Source organism: Mesorhizobium sp. IMUNJ 23033 (genome assembly GCF_044778005.1).
GTDB classification, from domain to species: domain Bacteria; phylum Pseudomonadota; class Alphaproteobacteria; order Rhizobiales; family Rhizobiaceae; genus Mesorhizobium; species Mesorhizobium amorphae_A.
The window spans coordinates 32218-49254 of sequence record NZ_JBJACT010000008.1; the positions used below are offsets into that span (position 1 = coordinate 32218).

At 63.3% G+C, this 17037-nt stretch carries 21 protein-coding genes and 1 pseudogene; 16 read left to right on the top strand and 6 right to left on the bottom strand.

Going from position 1 to position 17037, the window contains the following annotated elements:
* Nucleotides 1-73: 73 nt before the first annotated feature.
* Nucleotides 74-913: pseudogene (locus ACFX5Q_RS12110) on the top strand (EAL domain-containing protein); the annotation flags it as partial.
* 31 nt (nt 914-944) lie between these two features.
* Here the strand turns inward: ACFX5Q_RS12110 and ACFX5Q_RS12115 are convergent.
* Nucleotides 945-1484 carry a GNAT family N-acetyltransferase gene (locus ACFX5Q_RS12115; RefSeq protein WP_404278027.1) on the bottom strand — a complete coding sequence of 180 codons (540 nt, stop codon included), beginning with the start codon at nt 1482-1484 and terminating at the stop codon, nt 945-947.
* Nucleotides 1485-1719: 235 nt separating this feature from the next.
* On the opposite strand from ACFX5Q_RS12115, the gene ACFX5Q_RS12120 reads away from it, so the two are divergent.
* The 4 genes from ACFX5Q_RS12120 (at nt 1720) to ACFX5Q_RS12135 (ending at nt 5393) form a co-directional block, all read left to right on the top strand.
* Nucleotides 1720-2124: a DUF2214 family protein gene (locus ACFX5Q_RS12120; RefSeq protein ID WP_404278029.1), complete on the top strand. Its 405-nt coding sequence runs from the start codon at nt 1720-1722 to the stop codon at nt 2122-2124.
* 213 nt (nt 2125-2337) lie between these two features.
* Nucleotides 2338-3315 carry a tripartite tricarboxylate transporter substrate-binding protein gene (locus ACFX5Q_RS12125; protein WP_404278031.1) on the top strand — a complete coding sequence of 326 codons (978 nt, stop codon included), beginning with the start codon at nt 2338-2340 and terminating at the stop codon, nt 3313-3315.
* 97 nt (nt 3316-3412) lie between these two features.
* A complete protein-coding gene (locus tag ACFX5Q_RS12130; RefSeq protein WP_404278033.1) occupies nt 3413-3874 on the top strand; it encodes a tripartite tricarboxylate transporter TctB family protein in 462 nt (153 codons plus the stop codon).
* A 10-nt stretch (nt 3875-3884) separates the two neighbouring features.
* Complete coding sequence (locus ACFX5Q_RS12135; protein ID WP_404278035.1) at nt 3885-5393, top strand: tripartite tricarboxylate transporter permease; 1509 nt, start codon at nt 3885-3887, stop codon at nt 5391-5393.
* On the opposite strand, the gene nth is transcribed toward ACFX5Q_RS12135, so the two are convergent.
* A complete protein-coding gene (gene nth / locus ACFX5Q_RS12140; protein WP_404278037.1) occupies nt 5353-6210 on the bottom strand; it encodes an endonuclease III in 858 nt (285 codons plus the stop codon). The two genes, ACFX5Q_RS12135 and nth, sit on opposite strands and share 41 nt — an antisense overlap.
* Before the next feature lie 22 nt (nt 6211-6232).
* On the opposite strand from nth, the gene ACFX5Q_RS12145 reads away from it, so the two are divergent.
* On the top strand, nt 6233-6727 hold the full coding sequence (locus ACFX5Q_RS12145; RefSeq protein ID WP_404278039.1) for a DUF2244 domain-containing protein: 495 nt from the start codon (nt 6233-6235) through the stop codon (nt 6725-6727).
* A gap of 9 nt (nt 6728-6736) precedes the next feature.
* On the opposite strand, the gene ACFX5Q_RS12150 is transcribed toward ACFX5Q_RS12145, so the two are convergent.
* The gene (locus ACFX5Q_RS12150; protein WP_404278041.1) at nt 6737-7552 is read right to left on the bottom strand and encodes a class I SAM-dependent methyltransferase; all 816 of its coding nucleotides are present in this window, start codon (nt 7550-7552) and stop codon (nt 6737-6739) included.
* A gap of 114 nt (nt 7553-7666) precedes the next feature.
* Here ACFX5Q_RS12150 and ACFX5Q_RS12155 point away from each other — a divergent pair, with 114 nt between their 5' ends.
* The 8 genes from ACFX5Q_RS12155 to ACFX5Q_RS12190 all read left to right on the top strand — a co-directional run bounded on the left by ACFX5Q_RS12155 (nt 7667) and on the right by ACFX5Q_RS12190 (nt 13829).
* Complete coding sequence (locus ACFX5Q_RS12155) at nt 7667-8572, top strand: methylated-DNA--[protein]-cysteine S-methyltransferase (RefSeq protein WP_404278043.1); 906 nt, start codon at nt 7667-7669, stop codon at nt 8570-8572.
* 233 nt (nt 8573-8805) lie between these two features.
* Entirely contained in the window at nt 8806-9276 is a 471-nt protein-coding gene (locus ACFX5Q_RS12160) for a hypothetical protein (RefSeq protein ID WP_404278045.1), read from the top strand.
* 23 nt (nt 9277-9299) lie between these two features.
* Nucleotides 9300-9692, top strand: a complete 393-nt coding sequence (locus tag ACFX5Q_RS12165) for a hypothetical protein (RefSeq protein ID WP_404278047.1) — start codon at nt 9300-9302, stop codon at nt 9690-9692.
* Nucleotides 9659-10174, top strand: a complete 516-nt coding sequence (locus tag ACFX5Q_RS12170; RefSeq protein ID WP_404278049.1) for a hypothetical protein — start codon at nt 9659-9661, stop codon at nt 10172-10174. The genes ACFX5Q_RS12165 and ACFX5Q_RS12170 overlap by 34 nt, the downstream gene beginning before the upstream one ends.
* Nucleotides 10149-10631 (top strand): hypothetical protein, encoded by a 483-nt coding sequence (locus tag ACFX5Q_RS12175; protein WP_404278051.1) that lies wholly within the window; start codon nt 10149-10151, stop codon nt 10629-10631. Before ACFX5Q_RS12170 ends, ACFX5Q_RS12175 begins: the two co-directional genes overlap by 26 nt.
* A gap of 84 nt (nt 10632-10715) precedes the next feature.
* Entirely contained in the window at nt 10716-11624 is a 909-nt protein-coding gene (locus tag ACFX5Q_RS12180; protein ID WP_404278054.1) for a ribokinase, read from the top strand.
* Nucleotides 11625-11642: 18 nt separating this feature from the next.
* Complete coding sequence (locus ACFX5Q_RS12185; protein ID WP_404278056.1) at nt 11643-13103, top strand: amidase; 1461 nt, start codon at nt 11643-11645, stop codon at nt 13101-13103.
* Nucleotides 13104-13214: 111 nt separating this feature from the next.
* The gene (locus ACFX5Q_RS12190; RefSeq protein WP_006200381.1) at nt 13215-13829 is read left to right on the top strand and encodes a LysE family translocator; all 615 of its coding nucleotides are present in this window, start codon (nt 13215-13217) and stop codon (nt 13827-13829) included.
* A 153-nt stretch (nt 13830-13982) separates the two neighbouring features.
* Here the strand turns inward: ACFX5Q_RS12190 and ACFX5Q_RS12195 are convergent, their stop codons facing one another.
* Nucleotides 13983-14924 (bottom strand): nucleoside hydrolase, encoded by a 942-nt coding sequence (locus ACFX5Q_RS12195; protein WP_404278058.1) that lies wholly within the window; start codon nt 14922-14924, stop codon nt 13983-13985.
* A 142-nt stretch (nt 14925-15066) separates the two neighbouring features.
* Between ACFX5Q_RS12195 and ACFX5Q_RS12200 the strand changes: the two genes are divergently transcribed.
* Both ACFX5Q_RS12200 and ACFX5Q_RS12205 read left to right on the top strand, forming a co-directional pair.
* Nucleotides 15067-15492: an Hsp20 family protein gene (locus ACFX5Q_RS12200; protein WP_192183391.1), complete on the top strand. Its 426-nt coding sequence runs from the start codon at nt 15067-15069 to the stop codon at nt 15490-15492.
* Between the two features lie 64 nt (nt 15493-15556).
* Nucleotides 15557-15814, top strand: coding sequence for a DUF1150 family protein (locus ACFX5Q_RS12205; RefSeq protein WP_404278060.1), 258 nt, complete (start codon nt 15557-15559; stop codon nt 15812-15814).
* 71 nt (nt 15815-15885) lie between these two features.
* Here ACFX5Q_RS12205 and ptsN read toward each other — a convergent pair whose 3' ends face one another.
* Complete coding sequence (ptsN, locus tag ACFX5Q_RS12210) at nt 15886-16350, bottom strand: PTS IIA-like nitrogen regulatory protein PtsN (RefSeq protein ID WP_404278062.1); 465 nt, start codon at nt 16348-16350, stop codon at nt 15886-15888.
* Between the two features lie 62 nt (nt 16351-16412).
* Nucleotides 16413-16997 (bottom strand): ribosome hibernation-promoting factor, HPF/YfiA family, encoded by a 585-nt coding sequence (hpf, locus tag ACFX5Q_RS12215; RefSeq protein ID WP_040582113.1) that lies wholly within the window; start codon nt 16995-16997, stop codon nt 16413-16415.
* Nucleotides 16998-17037: the final 40 nt, after the last annotated feature.

Consider the following 17037-nt stretch of genomic DNA (forward strand, 5'->3'; position numbering starts at 1 on the left):
TCTGGTCTGTGCCTGCTCTCCTGCATTACAGACGTCAGACAGTTAAGAGCATTCAAAACCAATCGGATGCAACGAAATGGCCTGGGTGCAACGCCTGCACGCCGCGCTGGAAGAGGACCGCTTCAAGCTTCATGCGCAGAAGATCTGGCCGCTCAACGCCGCCGCGGCCGAGGCCGGTGCCCATGTCGAAATACTGCTGCGGTTGACCGACGAGGATGGCCTCATCGTTTCGCCGGCCAGCTTCATTCCGGCAGCCGAGCGTTATGGCCTGATGCCGTCGATCGACCGCTGGGTCGTGCGCAACACTTTCGGCGTTTTGGCTGCCCGCCTTGCCAACCCGCAGGCCGCTCCCATCGCCACCTGCGCGGTCAATCTATCCGGCGCAAGTTTCGGCGACGACACCTTCCTCGGCTTCCTGCGCGAACAATTCGACGTCCATGGCATTCCGCCGGGCATGATCTGCCTGGAGATCACGGAGACCAGCGCGATTGCCGACCTCACCAACGCCATGCGTTTCAAAGCCGACCTGCGCGAACTGGGCTGCCGCTTCGCCCTCGACGACTTCGGCTCCGGCATGTCGTCCTTCGCTTATCTGAAGCACCTGCCCGTCGACTATCTGAAAATCGACGGCAGCTTCGTCAAGGACATGCTGGACGATCGGATCGACCGCGCCATGGTCGAGATGATCCATCATATCGGCAAGGTGATGGGCAAGCGCACCATTGCTGAGTTCGTCGAAAGCGAAAGCATCGTCGAGGCCTTGAAGACAATCGGCGTCGACTATGCGCAAGGCTATGCGATCGCCGGACCGCAACCTTTCGACGCTTCGACGCCCCTGCTGAAACCTGGTGCAGGACCGGGCATCGACGACCCTTGGAGCGAGCTTGCGCGCAAGTTGCGCAAGCTCGGATAACGGGGCCGCTGAGCACTTTCCTGGAATTGCTCTAAGCCTGCCGTTCCAGGAGGATCGTCGCCGCATCGTGATAGGTGGTCCGCAGCAATTCCTTGTAGCCGCACTTTGCCGCGACATTCAGCGATGCGGTGTTTTCCGGATCGATGATGCAGACGGTTCTTGCACCCTTGAACATCTCGTCGCCCCAGGCGAGAACCCGTCTCACGACTTCGCTGGCCAATCCCTGGCCGTGCGCCTCAGGTGCCAGCGCCCAGCCGGCCTCCGGCACGCCCTCGATCGACGGCTCGATATCGCGCTTGAGGTCGTGGAAGCCGGCCTCGCCGATGAAGCTGCCGGTGGCCTTGTCCTCGATTGCCCAGAAGCCGTAGCCCAGAAGCGACCACAGGCCGGCATGGCGCAGGAAACGCATCCAGCTTTCCTCGCGCGTGCGCGGCTTGCCGCCGATGAAACGGGTGACGCCGGGATCGGCCCACATGGCGACATAGGTGTCGAAATCATCCAGCCGGTGCGTCCTGAGAATGGTGCGCGCCGTTTCGATGACCGGTGCGCCGGCTGCCTTTGGACTGACCATGGGATTTGCCTCGGTTGAGCTGTCCTGCGCCTAGCAAATGGCTTGCGTGGGGCAAGGGCCACGACAGCATGGATCATCTTCCAGGACGACCGGACTGTCAGCAGATGGCGTCAATAGCGCCGACGGCCAGATGTCCACCACCGGCGTATCTGGGAATTTTGATCGACGATGCTACTCTTCGGCCGGTGCCGATTCAGGCGCTCCTTGCCGCGCCGTCCGATCGAAGGGAGAAAGCATGGATACCACCGACCTCGTGCTGGCCATCATCCATCATCTGCTGGTGTTTTCGCTGGCCGGCATCATCGGCGCCGAATTTGTGCTGATCCGCAGCGACCTGCCCGCCGCGACGCTCAAGCGGCTTGCCGGTATCGATCGCCATTACGGCATCATCGCCACGCTGATCATCATCGTCGGCATCGGTCGCGTCTTCTATGGCCTGAAGGGCTGGGAATTCTATGCCTACAACTGGATGTTCTGGGCCAAGATGGCGGCCTTCGCCACCGTCGGTCTGCTGTCGATCATCCCGACCGTCCGCTTCATCTCCTGGAACAGGCAGGTAGCCCCGGCTTCCGGGTACCGGCGGCGGAACTCGCATCCGCGCGCAGCTATGTGCGCGCCGAAGCGTTCATCTTCCTGCTGATCCCGGTCTTTGCGGCGGCAATGGCACGCGGCTACGGCTACTAGATTGCGCATCCCTTCACCCATTGGGTGCGGACAGTTGCGGATATCAGCAGTTTGCCGTTTCAGTCCGATTGCAATCTGCTAGCTTGCGCTAATTATTGCTCTATCCACAGCCGGTGTTGAGAGGAACTCCGCGCAGTGGTTGCAGATCAGAATTCTGGGAGGAACCACTATGAGAAAATTTGTCGCCGCTCTCGCAGCCGCCGCTGCTGCCATCCTTTATCCGTTCGCCGCAGGCGCCCAGACCTATCCCGAACGCACCATCACTGTCGTGGTGCCGTTTGCGGCCGGTGGCCCGACCGACACGGTGACGCGCCTCGTCGCGGAAGCCATGTCGAAGGATCTCGGCCAGCAGGTCATCGTCGAGAATGTCGGCGGTGCCGGCGGCACGCTGGGCGCCGGTCGCGTCGCTAAAGCGGAGCCGGACGGCTATACGCTGCTCCTGCATCATATCGGCATGGCGACCAGTGCGACGCTATACCGGAAGCTCGCATACGACACGCTGAACGCCTTCGAATATGTTGGCCTCGTCACCGAGGTGCCGATGACCATTGTTGGCCGCAAGGACCTCGAGCCGACCGACTTGAAGGGGCTGGTCGAGTACGCCAAGGCCAACAAGGACAGCATCACCGTGGCCAATGCCGGCATAGGTGCGGCCTCGCATCTGTGTGGCATGCTGTTCATGAGCGGCATCAAGACGCCGCTGGTTACCGTGCCATACAAGGGCACTGGCCCGGCGATGACCGACCTTCTCGGCGGCCAGGTCGACATCATGTGCGACCAGACGACCAATACCACGAAGCAGATCAAGGGCGGCACGATCAAGGCCTACGCAGTGACCTCGCCGGAACGCCTCGACGTGCTGCCGGACGTCCCCACGACGACGGAAGGCGGCCTTCCCGAGGTGCAGGTCGGCATCTGGCACGGCATCTATGCCCCCAAGGGCACGCCGGCCGAGATCACCGAACGGCTGTCGAAATCGCTGCAGGTCGCACTGAAGGACCAGAACGTCGCCGCCCGTTTCGCCGAACTCGGCACCAAGCCGTCACCCGAGGCCGACGCGACGCCGGCCGCGCTGAAGGCCAAGCTGGAAGGCGAGATCGGGCGCTGGAAGCCGATCATCGAAGCCGCCGGCCAGTACGCCGACTGAGATTTCGAACGGGCCGCCACCAGCGCCCCGTTTTCGCTTCGGCCCCGTTTTCGCATGCAGCGTCTCGCGCTCCAGACGCGAGCCTGGGAGGAACGTCATGAAACCTTTCGCAATCGACAGGACCAACGGCCTATGCGCCGCGCTGTTCATCGCTTTCGGCGCATTTTTCGCGGCTCAGTCGCTCGGTCTCGAAATCGGCACCGCCTTCCGCATGGGGCCAGGCTATTTCCCGTTGGCCCTGGCGGTCGTGCTGATCCTGCTTGGCGTCGTCATCCTCGTCCAGGCGGTGCGCTTCGAGAGCGAGCCGATCGGCCACATTGCTTGGCGCGGCATGTTGTTCATCCTCCCCGCTCCGATCTTCTTCGGCCTGACGGTGCGCGGCCTCGGCTTCATCCCGTCGATCTTCCTGACGGCGCTGATCGCATCGTTTGCCAGCGCCCGCATGAAGCCGCTGACCGCGCTCATGCTGTCGGCCGGCCTGACGCTGTTTGCGTTCCTCGTCTTCAGTTACGCACTCGGCCTGCCGTTCCAGCGCTTTGGCCCGTGGCTGCCAATGTGAGGAGATGACCATGGAACTCCTCGCCAACCTTGCGCTCGGCTTTTCGACGGCGACATCGCTGACAAATCTTGGTTTCTGCCTGATCGGCGTCCTTCTCGGCACGCTGATCGGCGTCCTGCCCGGCATCGGCGCCACCGCAACCATCGCCATGCTCTTGCCGATCACCTTCCAGATCGGTGACCCGGTGTCCTCCCTCATCATGCTCGCCGGCATCTATTACGGCGCGCAATATGGCGGCTCCACCACCGCCATTCTCATCAATATGCCCGGCGAATCCTCTTCGGCAGTCACCGCAATCGACGGCTATCAGATGGCCAAGAATGGCCGCGCCGGGGCGGCACTCGCGATCGCGGCGATAGGCTCGTTCTTTGCCGGCACGGTGTCGACCTTCCTCGTCGCCATCTTTGCCCCGCCGCTGACGGCGATCGCGCTGGAATTCGGCGCGGCCGAATATTTTTCGCTGATGATCGTCGGCCTCGTCTCGTCCGTCGCGCTTGCCCATGGCTCGATCGTCAAGGCGCTGGCGATGGTCGTGCTCGGCCTGCTGCTCGGCATTGTCGGCACCGACATCTACACCGGCACGCCGCGCTTCACGCTCGGCATCACCGAATATGCGGACGGGCTGAATTTCGTCGCGGTGGCGGTCGGCGTCTTCGGCGTCGCCGAGATCCTGCGCAACCTCGAGAACGAGCATGAGCGCTCCGTGCTGATCCGCAAGGTCTCCGGCCTCATGCCGACCCGCGAGGATTTTCGGCGCATGGCGGCGCCCATCGTGCGCGGAACGATCATCGGTTCGGCGCTCGGCATCCTGCCGGGAGGCGGCGCGATCCTTGCCGCCTTTGCCTCCTACACGGTCGAAAAGCGCGTATCGAAAAATCCGGGGGAATTCGGCAAGGGCGCCATCGAAGGCGTCGCAGGACCGGAATCGGCCAACAATGCCGGCGCCCAGACCTCCTTCATCCCGATGCTGACGCTCGGCATTCCGGCCAACCCGGTGATGGCGCTGATGATCGGCGCGATGATCATCCAGGGCATCGTACCCGGCCCCAATGTCGCGACCGAACAGCCGGCCCTGTTTTGGGGCATCATCGCCTCGATGTGGATCGGCAATCTGATGCTGATCGTCCTGAACCTGCCGCTGATCGGGCTTTGGGTGAAGCTCCTCACGATCCCTTACTACGTGCTCTTCCCGATCATTATGGCGTTCTGCTCGATCGGCGTTTACAGCGTCAGCACCAACGTGTTCGACCTCTACGCCGTCGCCTTCTTCGGCATCCTCGGCTACCTCCTGACCAAGCTGCGCTGCGAACCCGCGCCATTGCTGCTCGGCTTCGTGCTTGGCCCGCTGCTTGAGGAAAACCTGCGCCGCGCCATGATTCTCTCGCGCGGCGACCCGAGCACCTTCGTGACGAGACCGATCAGTGCCGGCCTGCTTTTCATTGCGCTCGCCGTGCTCGTCATCGTCTTCCTGCCCGCGGTCAAGAAGAAGCGCGAAGAGGTGTTCGTGGAGGAGAATTAGCCACTTCGTCCGCCAGACCGAGCGGCCCGATCGGCACCAGCGGCGCCGGCACATCGGTCGTCTTCTCCGCCGCCTTGCAGATGTCGGCGATGACGCAGGCCGGACAATTCGGCTTGCGCGCCTTGCAGACATAGCGGCCATGCAGGATCAACCAGTGATGCGCGTGGCGCATGTATTCGTCCGGTATGATCTTCAGCAGCCCTTGCTCGACTTGCTCCGGCGTCTTGCCGGGCGCCAGGCCGAGCCGGTTGCCGATGCGCAGTATATGCGTGTCGACCGCCATCGTGTGCTGACCGAAGGCCATGTTGAGCACGACGTTGGCGGTCTTGCGCCCGACCCCCGGCAACTTGACCAGTTGCTCGCGGTCGTCGGGCACCTCGCCGCCATGGTCCGCGATCAAGGCCTGCGACAGCGCAATGACGTTCCTGGCCTTGTTGCGCCAGAGCCCTATCGTGCGGATGTAGTCGCCGACCTTGGCCTCGCCCAGCGCCAGCATCTTTTGCGGCGTATCGGCGACCTTGAACAGCGCCCGCGTCGCCTTGTTGACGCCGGCATCGGTGGCTTGAGCCGAAAGCACCACCGCCACCAGCAGCGTGAAGGCGTTGACATGCTCGAGCTCGCCCTTCGGCTCCGGCCGCTGTATGGAAAAGCGCCGGAAGATCTCATGCACTTCGGCCGCGCTGTAGAGCGACCGTGATCTGACCGGCCTCGGTCGCGGCTTGGCGTTCGAGCCGTCGCGCCGGCCGGGCGGCAATTCCTTCTTGGGCATCGGGGAATTTTTGGGCATCGGGGATTTTTTGGACTTGGGGCTCGCCATACCCTTCCTATAATATCCCGGCATGAGCGATACAAACGCCTCTTTCCAGGCCGACGAGCCCTTCTTCCACGTTTTGCTGACACCGCACCGTTCGCTCGGCCGCACCGGCTTTTTCGTGCTGATGGGCACGCTGCTGTTCGGCTGGCTGGTGACAGGGGCGTTCTTCCTGTCGCGCGGCGCATGGCCGGTGTTCGGCTTCTTCGGCCTCGACGTGATCGGCGTCTACATCGCCTTCCGCGCCAACTACCGCGCCGCCCGCGCCCGCGAGGAGGTGTCGGTCTCCCGAACCAGCCTCGACATCCGCAAGACGGCGCCGTCAGGCAAATCGGAAGCGCATCGCTTCAATCCGTTCTGGTCGCGTTTCTCGATCGCCCGCCATGCCGAGATCGGCATCACCAGGATGGTGGTGGAGGCTCAAGGGAAGTCCGTCTCGATCGGCACCTTCCTCAACCCCGACGACCGCGAGAGCTTTGCCACGGCCTTTTCACGCGCGCTGGCAACCGCCAAGGCGCGCTGAACCAGCGCTTCAGAACCGATAGCGCAAAAGCCTGCCGATCTTGCGCAGTGCGGGAATGTATTTCCAAAGGCGAACGAACAATTTCGCTACCCTGCCCATGCGGGCGGCGTGTTCCGGCTTGTAGGCCGAGATGTCCTCGACGAACCGCAGCTTCGGAACGGCGCGCTCCAGTTCGTGCGGATCCTCGATGGCCCAGTGGACCTCGGCGCCCGTCGCCCTGACCGACGGATTGAGGCGAAGCAGCTTCAGGCCGAAATGGCTGTAGGCGTCGAACATCAGCTCGCCACTGGCAAGATGCGAGACAAGCCGTGAAAACAAACGTGGCCCTTCCTCGGCGGCGAGATAGGGTGTCAATCCTTCCGCCACCACCATGGCCGGGCGATTTCGGGGCACCTCAGTCAGCCAGTCCAGTTCCGTCACCGACGAAGCGATCAAATGGTAATGCTGCCGGGACGGGTAAAGCCTGCGCCTGAGCGCGATGACGTCCGGATAGTCGACATCGAACCAGTCCACGCCTTCTGGCGGATCGACGCGAAATATGCGGGTATCGAGCCCACAGCCCAGATGCAGCACGATGGCGTCGGGATTTCTGGCGAAAAAGTCCTGAACGTGGACGTCTAGCGTCTTTGCTCTGATCGCCAGCCCGATGCCGAGATTGCTATCAACCTTGAGCCTGGAAAAATCATAATCGATCTTGCGCACCGCCTCGTCGGCGAACCGATCCTCAAGCAGCGAATGGGGTAGCCGGCTCTCCAGCGCCTTGCCGTAGAGCGTCAACAGCAAGGTCTCCCTTGCCCCGGTCAGATTTACCTTCTCGCCGAACATGATTGTCCACTTCCGTTCGAGCCGACTCTATCTGGGTACGGGCAGCGGGAAGGCAAGTTTCGGGTGGTGGCAAAGGGCAGGAAGAACGATATTCGCGGTCAAGGAGATATTGCCATGAACGCCCAGATGACCATGAATACCCGCATGAAACCGACCGCGATCCTTGAGAACGACATCACGCCCGAAGGCAGCGACTATGAGGTGGTCCGCCGCGCCATCGAGAAGATCAGTCTCGACTATCGCGACCAGCCCTCGCTGGAGATTCTGGCCGAGGAGGTCGGCGAGACCCCGACCGGCCTGCAAAAACTGTTCACCCGCTGGGCCGGTCTGTCGCCCAAGGCCTTCCTGCAGGCGGTTACGCTCGACCATGCGCGCAAGCTGCTCGATTCAGGCATGCCGCTGCTCGAAACCTCGTTCGAGCTTGGCATGTCAGGACCTGGCCGGCTGCACGATCTCTTCGTCACCCACGAAGCGATGTCGCCGGGCGACTACAAGACGCGTGGCGCCGGCCTCACCATCCGCTACGGCTACCACATCTCGCCCTTCGGCATCGCCTTGATCATGGTCACCGACCGTGGGCTGGCCGGTCTCGCCTTCAACGATCCAGGCGGCGAGCGGGCGGCCTTCGCCGACATGTCCAGCCGCTGGCCGAACGCCAACTATGTCGAGGACATGAGCGCCACCGCGCCTTATGCGGCGCGCATCTTCGATCCGACGCTGTGGCGCGCCGACCAGCCGCTGCGCGTGGTGATGATCGGTACCGACTTCCAGCTGCGCGTCTGGGAAGCCCTGTTGCGCATCCCGATGGGCAAGGCCTGCACCTACTCCTCGATCGCCGAAAGGATCGGCGCACCGAACGCCAGCCGAGCTGTGGGCGCAGCGGTCGGCGCCAACCCGATGTCTTTCGTCGTGCCGTGCCATCGCGCACTTGGCAAATCCGGAGCGCTTACCGGCTATCACTGGGGCCTGACACGCAAGCGCGCCATCCTCGGCTGGGAAGCAGGGCAGGTCGCGTCCTGAAACGTCGATTTTTTCCGTTTCAGTTGCATAAAACCGCAGATATCAGTATCAACAAGTATTCCTATAATTACTCTCCAGCGATTAGAAGCTATACAACCGGCGACAACCTATGGTTTCGCCGGTTTTCTTTGTTACGCCGAAGCAATATTATTTAAGTTTACCCTAAATTAACCACGATAAAGCGAGGATACCTTTGGATTAGGTCGGACTGTCCGGCTTGATAGGAGGATTCGATGAAGCTCTTCCGCACCGCCATCGGTGCAGCTGTTCTTGTTGCCTGTATCGACCAGACGGCATCGGCCGCGACCGGAAACGTCCTGTTCAACGGCACCATAACCGCGACCTGCACGCTGACGGTGAATTCCAACGGCACGATGACCGTCAGCACCAACCTTCAGTCGCTGAGCTCCCACAATGCCGGCGGTTCGGCCGGCAGCGTCCAGGTGGACACCACGGGCGGTGTCTCGCTCAGCGTCGATCCGGTCACATCCACCACCGTGCCCGCCTCTGATGTCACGGCCACCACCTGGACGCCGACCTTCGCCTCCACCGGTGCCCACACCATTGCGGAAACCGGCACCACGACCGCGCTTGCCGCGCCCGGCACTTCGACCGTCGCGGTCAATCTCGCCGGCACCAAGGGCGGCAGCAACCGCTTCTCCGCCGGCAACTATCAGGCAACGGTCACGCTTCGCTGCGAATGACACCCTCGCGAAAGGAGGGAGCTTTGACACATGTTCGAATTCTGGCGGCGGCACTGGCTGTCGCCCTCGTTCCCATTGCCGCGTCGGGCCAGTCGATGACGCCGATGCGCGGCGAGGTCAGGTCCTTTACCGACGCCTTCGCCGTGCGGGTCTTCCCGGGCAACCCGTATGACCAGCGCATACGCGTCGAAATCCATGTCTATGACCAGAATTTCCAACCCGTCGATGCCAGGATCACGCCGAACGCCTTCCTGCTGGCTGGCCAGGCATCGCGCCCAGTTCTGGTGGTCGTGCCGTTCGACGGCGCGACCGAGCGTAAAGTGCGTATCTGTACCGAGAGTATCCCCTTTCCAAGCGAGCAGACGCAAATAAGGGCACAGATATGCGGAAAGTTTTTCGGGCATCGCAGGTTCTGACCCTTTCCTTGCTGCCCGCTTGGGCGGTCGTAAATCAGGGGTTTGCCGAGGATATCCTGAACCTGAACCAGAACCAGACGGGCTTCACTCTGCCCGGCGTCACCTTGCCCCAGGGCCAGGACGAGGTTCATGCGTCCGACGGCACGACCTGCCGCTCCGCAGTTTCCGGCAGCGGCGCCTATCTCGACGTCGGCGTCATCAGAGGCAACAGCAACAGCCAGTCGAACAGTGACCTCGCCACTTACGGCCGCGTGGTGATCCCGATGGGGCGGAAGCCGAAGCGCGTCGATTGCAGCCGCCTCTACGAGCTCGAGGTCGAGCGACTGCAGCTTGAACTGAAGCTGCTGAAGATGGGCCTCGGCGCCGACGGCCAGACGGCAAGTGTGACCCCCGCCCCTGCCGCCACATCACCCGGATGGGCCGACGAAGGCTGGAGCATCAGAACCGGAAACGGCCATGGCAAGAAAAAGAAGAAGAAATAGCAGCGCGCTGCTTGCCTTCGCCGCGCTCGCCGGCTTCTGCCTGCCGGCACAGTCGGCGATCATCGGCACCTGCATGATCATGATCGGCGCCTCGGGAACGATGACGCCGAACCCGGCGATCAACATATTCGGCTCCAAGCAGGCCGGCGGGTCGAGCGCCGGCGCCACCATCACCGCAAGCTCCCTGCTCTGCTCCATACTCAATTTGCTCGATTGCTTTTCGGTTTCGGCGCCGCCGCCTATCGCCTTTACCTCCGCGCCAAGCGGCGGCGACACCAACACCACTTTCGCCACCGTCTTCCGCCTCGATGGCTCGGGCACCGACATCCCAGGCAGTTCGCCGCAGCGCGTCACCAACGGCACCCACACCATCCAGGTCGACCTCGCCGCAACCAAATCTTCAGGCATCTTTCCGGCCGGCAACTATCAGGGCATGGTCACGGTGCGCTGCGAATGACAAGAGACGCACGCGGCACCCGGATGGACTGGCAACCGGCAGTCTTACGGGTTAGCCTCCCGCGCAATCAGCAGGAGGCACTTCTTGATTATCGTTGTCGGCTCGATCAACCTCGACCTCATCGCCAATGTCGACCGCTTGCCAGCACCTGGCGAGACGGTGCGCGGCTCGCATTTCGCCACCGCGCCCGGCGGCAAGGGCGCCAACCAGGCATTGGCTGCCGCGCGCGCCGGCGCCAAGGTGCGCATGGTGGGCGCGATCGGCAAGGATAGTTTCGCCGCCGAGGCAACCGCATTGCTCAGGGACGGGAAAGTCGATCTGTCTGGCGTCGGAGAGAGCTTCGCCTCGACTGGCACGGCGCTGATCCTGGTCGGCGCCGACGGCGAGAACGTCATCGCCGTGGTGCCGGGCGCCAACGATTCGGTGCTGCCGGCCGACATTACCAAAGCCCTGCTGAAAAAGAACGATGTCGTGCTGCTGCAGCACGAGATCCCGCTGCAGACCGTCGAGGCCGCGCTCGACGCGACCCGGGCGGCCGGCGCGATCAGTGTGCTCAACACCGCGCCGTTTCTCGCGGAGGCGTCCGACCTGCTTGCCAAGGCCGACTATGCCGTCGCCAACGAAACCGAATTCGACCTCTATGGCGAGGCGCTGTCGCTCGCCGGCCGCGACCGCTCGGCGCGGATGCGCGACTATGCCGGCAAGACCGGGCGCACCATCGTCGTCACGCTCGGCGGTGACGGCGTGCTGGCCGCGACGCCGGACGATTTCCTGACGGTGCCGGCGCTGAAGATCACCCCGGTCGACACCGTCGGCGCCGGCGACACCTTTTGCGGCTATTTCGGCGCCGGCCTGTCGTCCGGCCTGCCGCTCGAGCAGGCGCTCGTCCGCGCCGCCGCCGCCGGCTCGCTTGCTTGCCTGAAGCCCGGCGCCCAGCCGGCGATCCCGCTGGCAAAAGATGTCGACGCCGCCTTGCAAGAACCTGCCAGCTAGACCTGCGGGCTTAAGGGGATGACAGCCATGCGACCCGTGACGAAACATGCCGTGGCGCCGGCCAGCGAGATTTGCCGGCTGTCCGCCATGGAGCTTGCCGAGGCAATCAGGCGACGGCGCCTGTCGGTGCGTGAGGTGGTCGCGGCCTTCCTCGACCGCATCGAGGCGGTGAACCCACAGGTCAACGCCATCGTGTCGCTGCGCGAACCCGCCGACATCCTGGCGGAAGCCGACAGGGCCGATGCCCACCTGGCGCGAGGCGGCGAGGCTGGATCCCTATTCGGCCTGCCGATCGCCATCAAGGACCTTGCCTTGACCAAGGGCCTCAGAACCACCTTCGGCTCGCCGATCTTTGCCGATTTCGTCCCCGGGGAGGACGATTTCTTCGTCGAGCGCGTGCGCAAGGCCGGCGCCATCATCATCGGCAAGACCAATGTTCCCGAATTCGGATTGGGTTCGAACACCTACAACAGCGTGTTCGGCCCGACGCTCAATGCCTTCGACCCGGCCTTGACCGCCGGCGGCTCGAGCGGTGGTGCTGCGGTCGCGCTGGCGCTCGACATGCTCCCCGTCGCCGACGGCAGCGACTTCGGCGGCTCGCTGCGCAATCCAGCCGCCTACAACAATGTCTACGGCTTCCGCCCATCGCAGGGGCTTGTCCCGGCCGGTCCCGACATCGATGTCTTCCATGCGCAGATGGGCGTGGAAGGTCCGATGGGCCGCAATGTGCGCGACATCGCACTGCTGCTCGACGAGCAGGCCGGCTACCATCCGCGCGCGCCGCTCTCGCATCATAAGCAGGGCTCTTTCCTGGAAGGACTGCAAACGCCGGCGGGCGGCGGCCGCATCGCCTGGTTCGGCGATCTCGGTGGCCATCTGCCGGTGGAAGCAGGCATTCTCGATCTTTGCGAGGCAGCTTTGGGCAGGATCGCCGGCGCGTCGTTCCAAAGCGAGGCGCTGGTGCCGGATGTCGACTTCGAAGCGCTGTGGCAGGCTTTTGTCACGTTGCGCCAGGCAAGCAGCGGCTGCGCGCTGAAAGCCCACTACGACGATCCGGCAAAGCGCAAACTTCTCAAGCCCGAGGCCGTGTGGGAAGTGGAGCAGGCGCTGCACCTCACCGCGCCGCAAATCCACTCCGCAACGGTGCGGCGCTCGTCGTGGCACAAAACGCTGCTGTCGCTGTTCGAGCGCTTCGACCTCGTCGCGCTGCCGACCGCGCAGGTCTTTCCCTTCGCGGTCTCCACCCACTGGCCGAACCAGGTGGCCGGGCGCGACATGGACAGCTATCACCGCTGGATGCAGGTTTCCGCCTTCGCCACGCTGGGCGGCTGTCCGGCCCTCAACGTGCCGGTCGGTTTCGACGAGAGGGGCCGGCCGATGGGCATGCAGCTGATTGGACGGCCGCGCGGCGACCTTGCCGTGCTCAAGGCGGGAGCGGCCTATGAGGCGACGCTGCCATGGCAGGTCGCCTCCTCCTGAAGCCAGCCTGGTTCTATCGGTGCCAATTCCACCGGCTTGCGCCGACGGCGATCCCATGCATTGATTTGACATGGCCGCGTCGCATAGCGGCATTCTGTCGAGGAAACCCCCATGTCGCTGGAACTCTACGCCGCCTATCTGCTTGCCTGTCTCGTCATAATCCTGGTGCCCGGACCGACAGTGACGCTGATCATCGCCAACAGCATCCGTCACGGCTCGCGCGCCGGCCTTGCCAATGTCGCCGGCACCCAGGCCGGGCTTGCCATCATGATCGCCATTGTCGGCATCGGCCTGACCTCGCTGATCGCGGGCATGGGCCATTGGTTCGAATGGGTGAGGCTGATCGGCGCCGCCTATCTGATCTGGATGGGCGTGCAGATGTTCCGCTCGAAGGGCACGCTGAACGCCGACGGGACGGCGCGGAAGCCGCGCGGCGGCTTCTTCCTGCAGGGCCTGCTGGTGGCGCTGAGCAACCCGAAGACGCTGGTGTTCTTCGGCGCCTTCTTCCCGCAATTTATTTCCCCGGAAGGCAACTATGCGCTGCAGATCACGGTCATGGGCCTCACCGCGATGATCTTCGCCGCCGTGTCGGATTCGACCTACGCACTCGCCTCCGCCCGCGCCGGACGCCTGCTGTCGGCCAGCCGGGTCAAGCTGCTGTCGCGGATCAGCGGCAGCTTCCTGGTCGGCGGCGGCCTGTGGCTGGCTTTTTCGAAGGCGAAGTGAGCGCACCCTTCCCTCACCCGTTTACGGGGAGAGGGTGGTCGCGCAGCGACCGGGTGAGGGGCAGCTCCGGTGTTGCAGGCAATTATCGACGTTTGCGCGGCCCCTCATCCCCCTGCCGGGACCTTCTCCCCGTGAACGGGGAGAAGGAGGCTTTCAGAGCCGCCCCAGCCTCTCCAGCAGCAGCGCGAAAAACGCGTCGTGGTCGATGTCACGCATCACCATGGCGTTCTGCGGCCGCTTGGTCACACCCCACCAGTCGATCACGGTCATGCCCATGGTCAGCTCGGACGAGGTTTCGACCGTCACGTTGCAGTTGCGGCCCTTGAACAGCTCCGGCTTCAGCAGATAGGCGATGACGCAGGGGTCGTGCAGCGGCCCGCCGTCGGTGCCGTATTTCTCCTCGTCGAAGCGCTCGAAGAACTCCAGCATCTCCGCCGTCGCCGTGCCGACCCTGGTGCCAAGCTTGCGGAAAGCCTGGGTGCGCGTGGCGGTGGTCAGCGCCTTGTGGGTGACGTCGAGCGGCATCATGACGATCGGAATGCCGGCCTTGAACACGACATCGGCGGCATGCGGGTCGACATAGATGTTGAATTCGGCAGTCGGCGTGACATTGCCGCCCTCGAAGAAGCCGCCGCCCATCAAAACGATCTCCTTGATGCGCGGCGCGATCCTCGGCTCGCGGATCAGCGCCAGCGCGACGTTGGTGAGCGGCCCGAGCGCGCAGAGCGTGATCGTGCCGCTCGGCTCGTTGATCAGCGTCTCGACGATGAAATCGACCGCATACTGGTCCTGCAGCGTCATCGTAGGGTCGGGCAGCTGCGGCCCGTTGAGGCCGGTCTTGCCATGCACTTCCTCGGCGGTGACCAGTTCGCGTGCCAGCGGCCGGATGGCGCCGGCATAGACCTTGATATCGGGCCGTCCGGCCAGCTCGCAGATCTTGCGTGCATTCTTTTCGGTAAGGTTCAACGGCACGTTGCCGGCAACAGCTGATATGCCGACGATGTCCAGCTCGGCGCTGCCGAGCGCCAGCAATATGGCGACGGCATCATCCTGGCCGGGATCCGTGTCGATGATGATCTTGCGGGTATGGGGCATTTCAATTCCTTGTCTGGGAGTCTTTTTGGGCGGGGTTTTTGATGGCTTGAACTTGGCCGGGGGGCAGACCATATCAAGACCATCGGGAAAAATGCCATCTGGGTTTTTCCAGTTTATGTCGCTCTTGAGAGGACACTGTAACATGAGCCGAATGACGCCCTTTTCGAGTCCGCTTCTCCTTGGCTTCGACGCCATGGAAAAGACGCTCGAACGCCTGGCGAAGTCCGGCGACAGCTACCCTCCCTATAACATCGAGCGCCTCAGCGGTGCTGACGGCAATGCCGAAAGGCTGCGCATCACGCTTGCCGTCGCAGGCTTCGCCGAAAGCGATCTCGATGTCACCACGGAGGAGAACCAGCTCATCGTGCGCGGCCGTCAAAATGACGACACCGAGCGCGAATTCCTCCACCGCGGCATCGCCGCGCGCCAGTTCCAGCGGTGTTTCGTGCTGGCCGACGGCATGCGGGTGATCGCGGCGGAGCTGAAGAACGGCCTGCTGTCGATCGATCTCGACCGCCCGGAGGCCGAGCGGCTGGTACGGAAAATAAACATATCGGTGAAAGACTGATCCTCACCGATGGCTCTCATGCGAGGCGGCCTTGAGCGGCGTCCTCGCGTCAAGGAGGCTTGAAATGACCAGAACTGACGAAAATCTCGCCATGTCCAGCGGCGAATTCGCCCATCTCGGCGAAGGTACGGTCGCCTATCTGAGGAAAGTGTCGAGCGACGATCTGCGCGGGCGCTTCCCCGGCCTCGGCGAAATCGCGCCCGGCATGGAGCTGTGGGCGCTGTTTGCCGCCAACGGCCAGCCGATCCTGCTTTCGGATGCCCGTGACCGGGCTCTGGCGGGCGCGCTTGAGAACGACCTGACCACCGTCGCTATCCACTAAAGCGACTGCTGGCCACTGAAATGGACAGGGCCGCCTGCGGCGGACCTTGGAAGATTTATCCCAAAGAAACTTCAGGCCGCGTGCGAGGCCTGTGTGTCCGACAAAAGCGCATGGATCGCGACCGCGTCGCGCGTGCCCCTGATCTTGGCCACCGTGTCGGCATCGCGCAGCACACGCGCGATGCGCGACAAGGCCTTGAGGTGGTCGGCGCCCGCACCTTCCGGCGCCAAGAGCAGGAACACCAGATCGACCGGCTGATCGTCCAGTGCCTCGAAATCGACCGGTGTCTCCAACCGGGCAAAGACGCCCGCAATGCGCTTCACCCCGGCCAGCTTGCCATGCGGAATGGCGATGCCGTTGCCGACGCCGGTGGAACCCAACCGCTCGCGCTGCAGGATGGTGTCGAACACCTCCCGCTCCGGAATGCCGGAAATCCCCGCCGCCCTTTCGGACAGCAATTGCAGCAGCTGCTTCTTTGAGTTCGCCTTCAACGCCGGCATGATCGCCGGAACGTTGATCAGATCGCTCAGATCCATGCTTGAAATTCCCTTGTTCGCCCGCCGCCCGCCAGTCCTCGCCCCCTCGCGCGGCTGGCTTCTTATCCCTGTGCGACTTTGGTCGTGGACGGATCGATCCAGCCGATGTTCCCATCCGGCCGGCGATAGACGATGTTGAGATGATCGTTCCCGGCATTGCGGAAGACGAAAACCGGGCTGTCCTTCGTGTCGAGCTCGATGACGGCCGACGCCACCGACATGGTGCGCAGCGTCATTGTCGATTCGGCGACGATGGCCGGCGCGAAATTGTCCGGTATCTCCTCGTCGTCATCGGCAAGCGGGGCCATCACCGTATAGGCGATGTCGGTGGGTTCGCCGTTTCCATTGCCGGAATTGTGCGACTTCAGCCGGCGCTTGTAGCGCCGAAGCCGCGTCTCCAGGCGGTCTGCCGCAGCCTCGAAGGCCAGCGTCGGATCCTGGGCGTCGCCGGTCGCCTGCAGCGATGCGCCGGAATCGAGCCGGATCATGCAGTCGGCGGAATAGCGCGACCCTGATTTGATGACCGTGACATGCCCTGAAAAACCGCGGTCGAAATATTTTCCGATCGCCTCGCCGACACGGTCGTTGATGCGCGTACGAAACGCATCGCCGATATCCATGTGTTTTCCCGATATGCGCAGTTTCATCTGAAAACTGACCTTCCCTGCTCAGGCTTCAAACTGCCCC

What these genes read in the sequence shown, in the direction of transcription:
- ACFX5Q_RS12115 (WP_404278027.1), bottom strand. Translation starts at nt 1,484, where the DNA reads ATGGTCAGTCCAAAGGCAGCCGGCGCACCGGTCATCGAAACGGCGCGC.
- ptsN (WP_404278062.1), bottom strand. Translation starts at nt 16,350, where the DNA reads ATGGATCTGAGCGATCTGATCAACGTTCCGGCGATCATGCCGGCGTTG.
- ACFX5Q_RS12145 (WP_404278039.1), top strand. Translation starts at nt 6,233, where the DNA reads ATGAGCGATACAAACGCCTCTTTCCAGGCCGACGAGCCCTTCTTCCAC.
- ACFX5Q_RS12195 (WP_404278058.1), bottom strand. Translation starts at nt 14,924, where the DNA reads ATGCCCCATACCCGCAAGATCATCATCGACACGGATCCCGGCCAGGAT.
- nth (WP_404278037.1), bottom strand. Translation starts at nt 6,210, where the DNA reads ATGGCGAGCCCCAAGTCCAAAAAATCCCCGATGCCCAAAAATTCCCCG.
- ACFX5Q_RS12175 (WP_404278051.1), top strand. Translation starts at nt 10,149, where the DNA reads ATGGCAAGAAAAAGAAGAAGAAATAGCAGCGCGCTGCTTGCCTTCGCC.
- ACFX5Q_RS12185 (WP_404278056.1), top strand. Translation starts at nt 11,643, where the DNA reads ATGACAGCCATGCGACCCGTGACGAAACATGCCGTGGCGCCGGCCAGC.
- ACFX5Q_RS12130 (WP_404278033.1), top strand. Translation starts at nt 3,413, where the DNA reads ATGAAACCTTTCGCAATCGACAGGACCAACGGCCTATGCGCCGCGCTG.
- ACFX5Q_RS12200 (WP_192183391.1), top strand. Translation starts at nt 15,067, where the DNA reads ATGAGCCGAATGACGCCCTTTTCGAGTCCGCTTCTCCTTGGCTTCGAC.
- ACFX5Q_RS12135 (WP_404278035.1), top strand. Translation starts at nt 3,885, where the DNA reads ATGGAACTCCTCGCCAACCTTGCGCTCGGCTTTTCGACGGCGACATCG.
- hpf (WP_040582113.1), bottom strand. Translation starts at nt 16,997, where the DNA reads ATGAAACTGCGCATATCGGGAAAACACATGGATATCGGCGATGCGTTT.
- ACFX5Q_RS12150 (WP_404278041.1), bottom strand. Translation starts at nt 7,552, where the DNA reads ATGTTCGGCGAGAAGGTAAATCTGACCGGGGCAAGGGAGACCTTGCTG.
- ACFX5Q_RS12170 (WP_404278049.1), top strand. Translation starts at nt 9,659, where the DNA reads ATGCGGAAAGTTTTTCGGGCATCGCAGGTTCTGACCCTTTCCTTGCTG.
- ACFX5Q_RS12155 (WP_404278043.1), top strand. Translation starts at nt 7,667, where the DNA reads ATGAACGCCCAGATGACCATGAATACCCGCATGAAACCGACCGCGATC.
- ACFX5Q_RS12125 (WP_404278031.1), top strand. Translation starts at nt 2,338, where the DNA reads ATGAGAAAATTTGTCGCCGCTCTCGCAGCCGCCGCTGCTGCCATCCTT.
- ACFX5Q_RS12120 (WP_404278029.1), top strand. Translation starts at nt 1,720, where the DNA reads ATGGATACCACCGACCTCGTGCTGGCCATCATCCATCATCTGCTGGTG.
- ACFX5Q_RS12205 (WP_404278060.1), top strand. Translation starts at nt 15,557, where the DNA reads ATGACCAGAACTGACGAAAATCTCGCCATGTCCAGCGGCGAATTCGCC.
- ACFX5Q_RS12160 (WP_404278045.1), top strand. Translation starts at nt 8,806, where the DNA reads ATGAAGCTCTTCCGCACCGCCATCGGTGCAGCTGTTCTTGTTGCCTGT.
- ACFX5Q_RS12190 (WP_006200381.1), top strand. Translation starts at nt 13,215, where the DNA reads ATGTCGCTGGAACTCTACGCCGCCTATCTGCTTGCCTGTCTCGTCATA.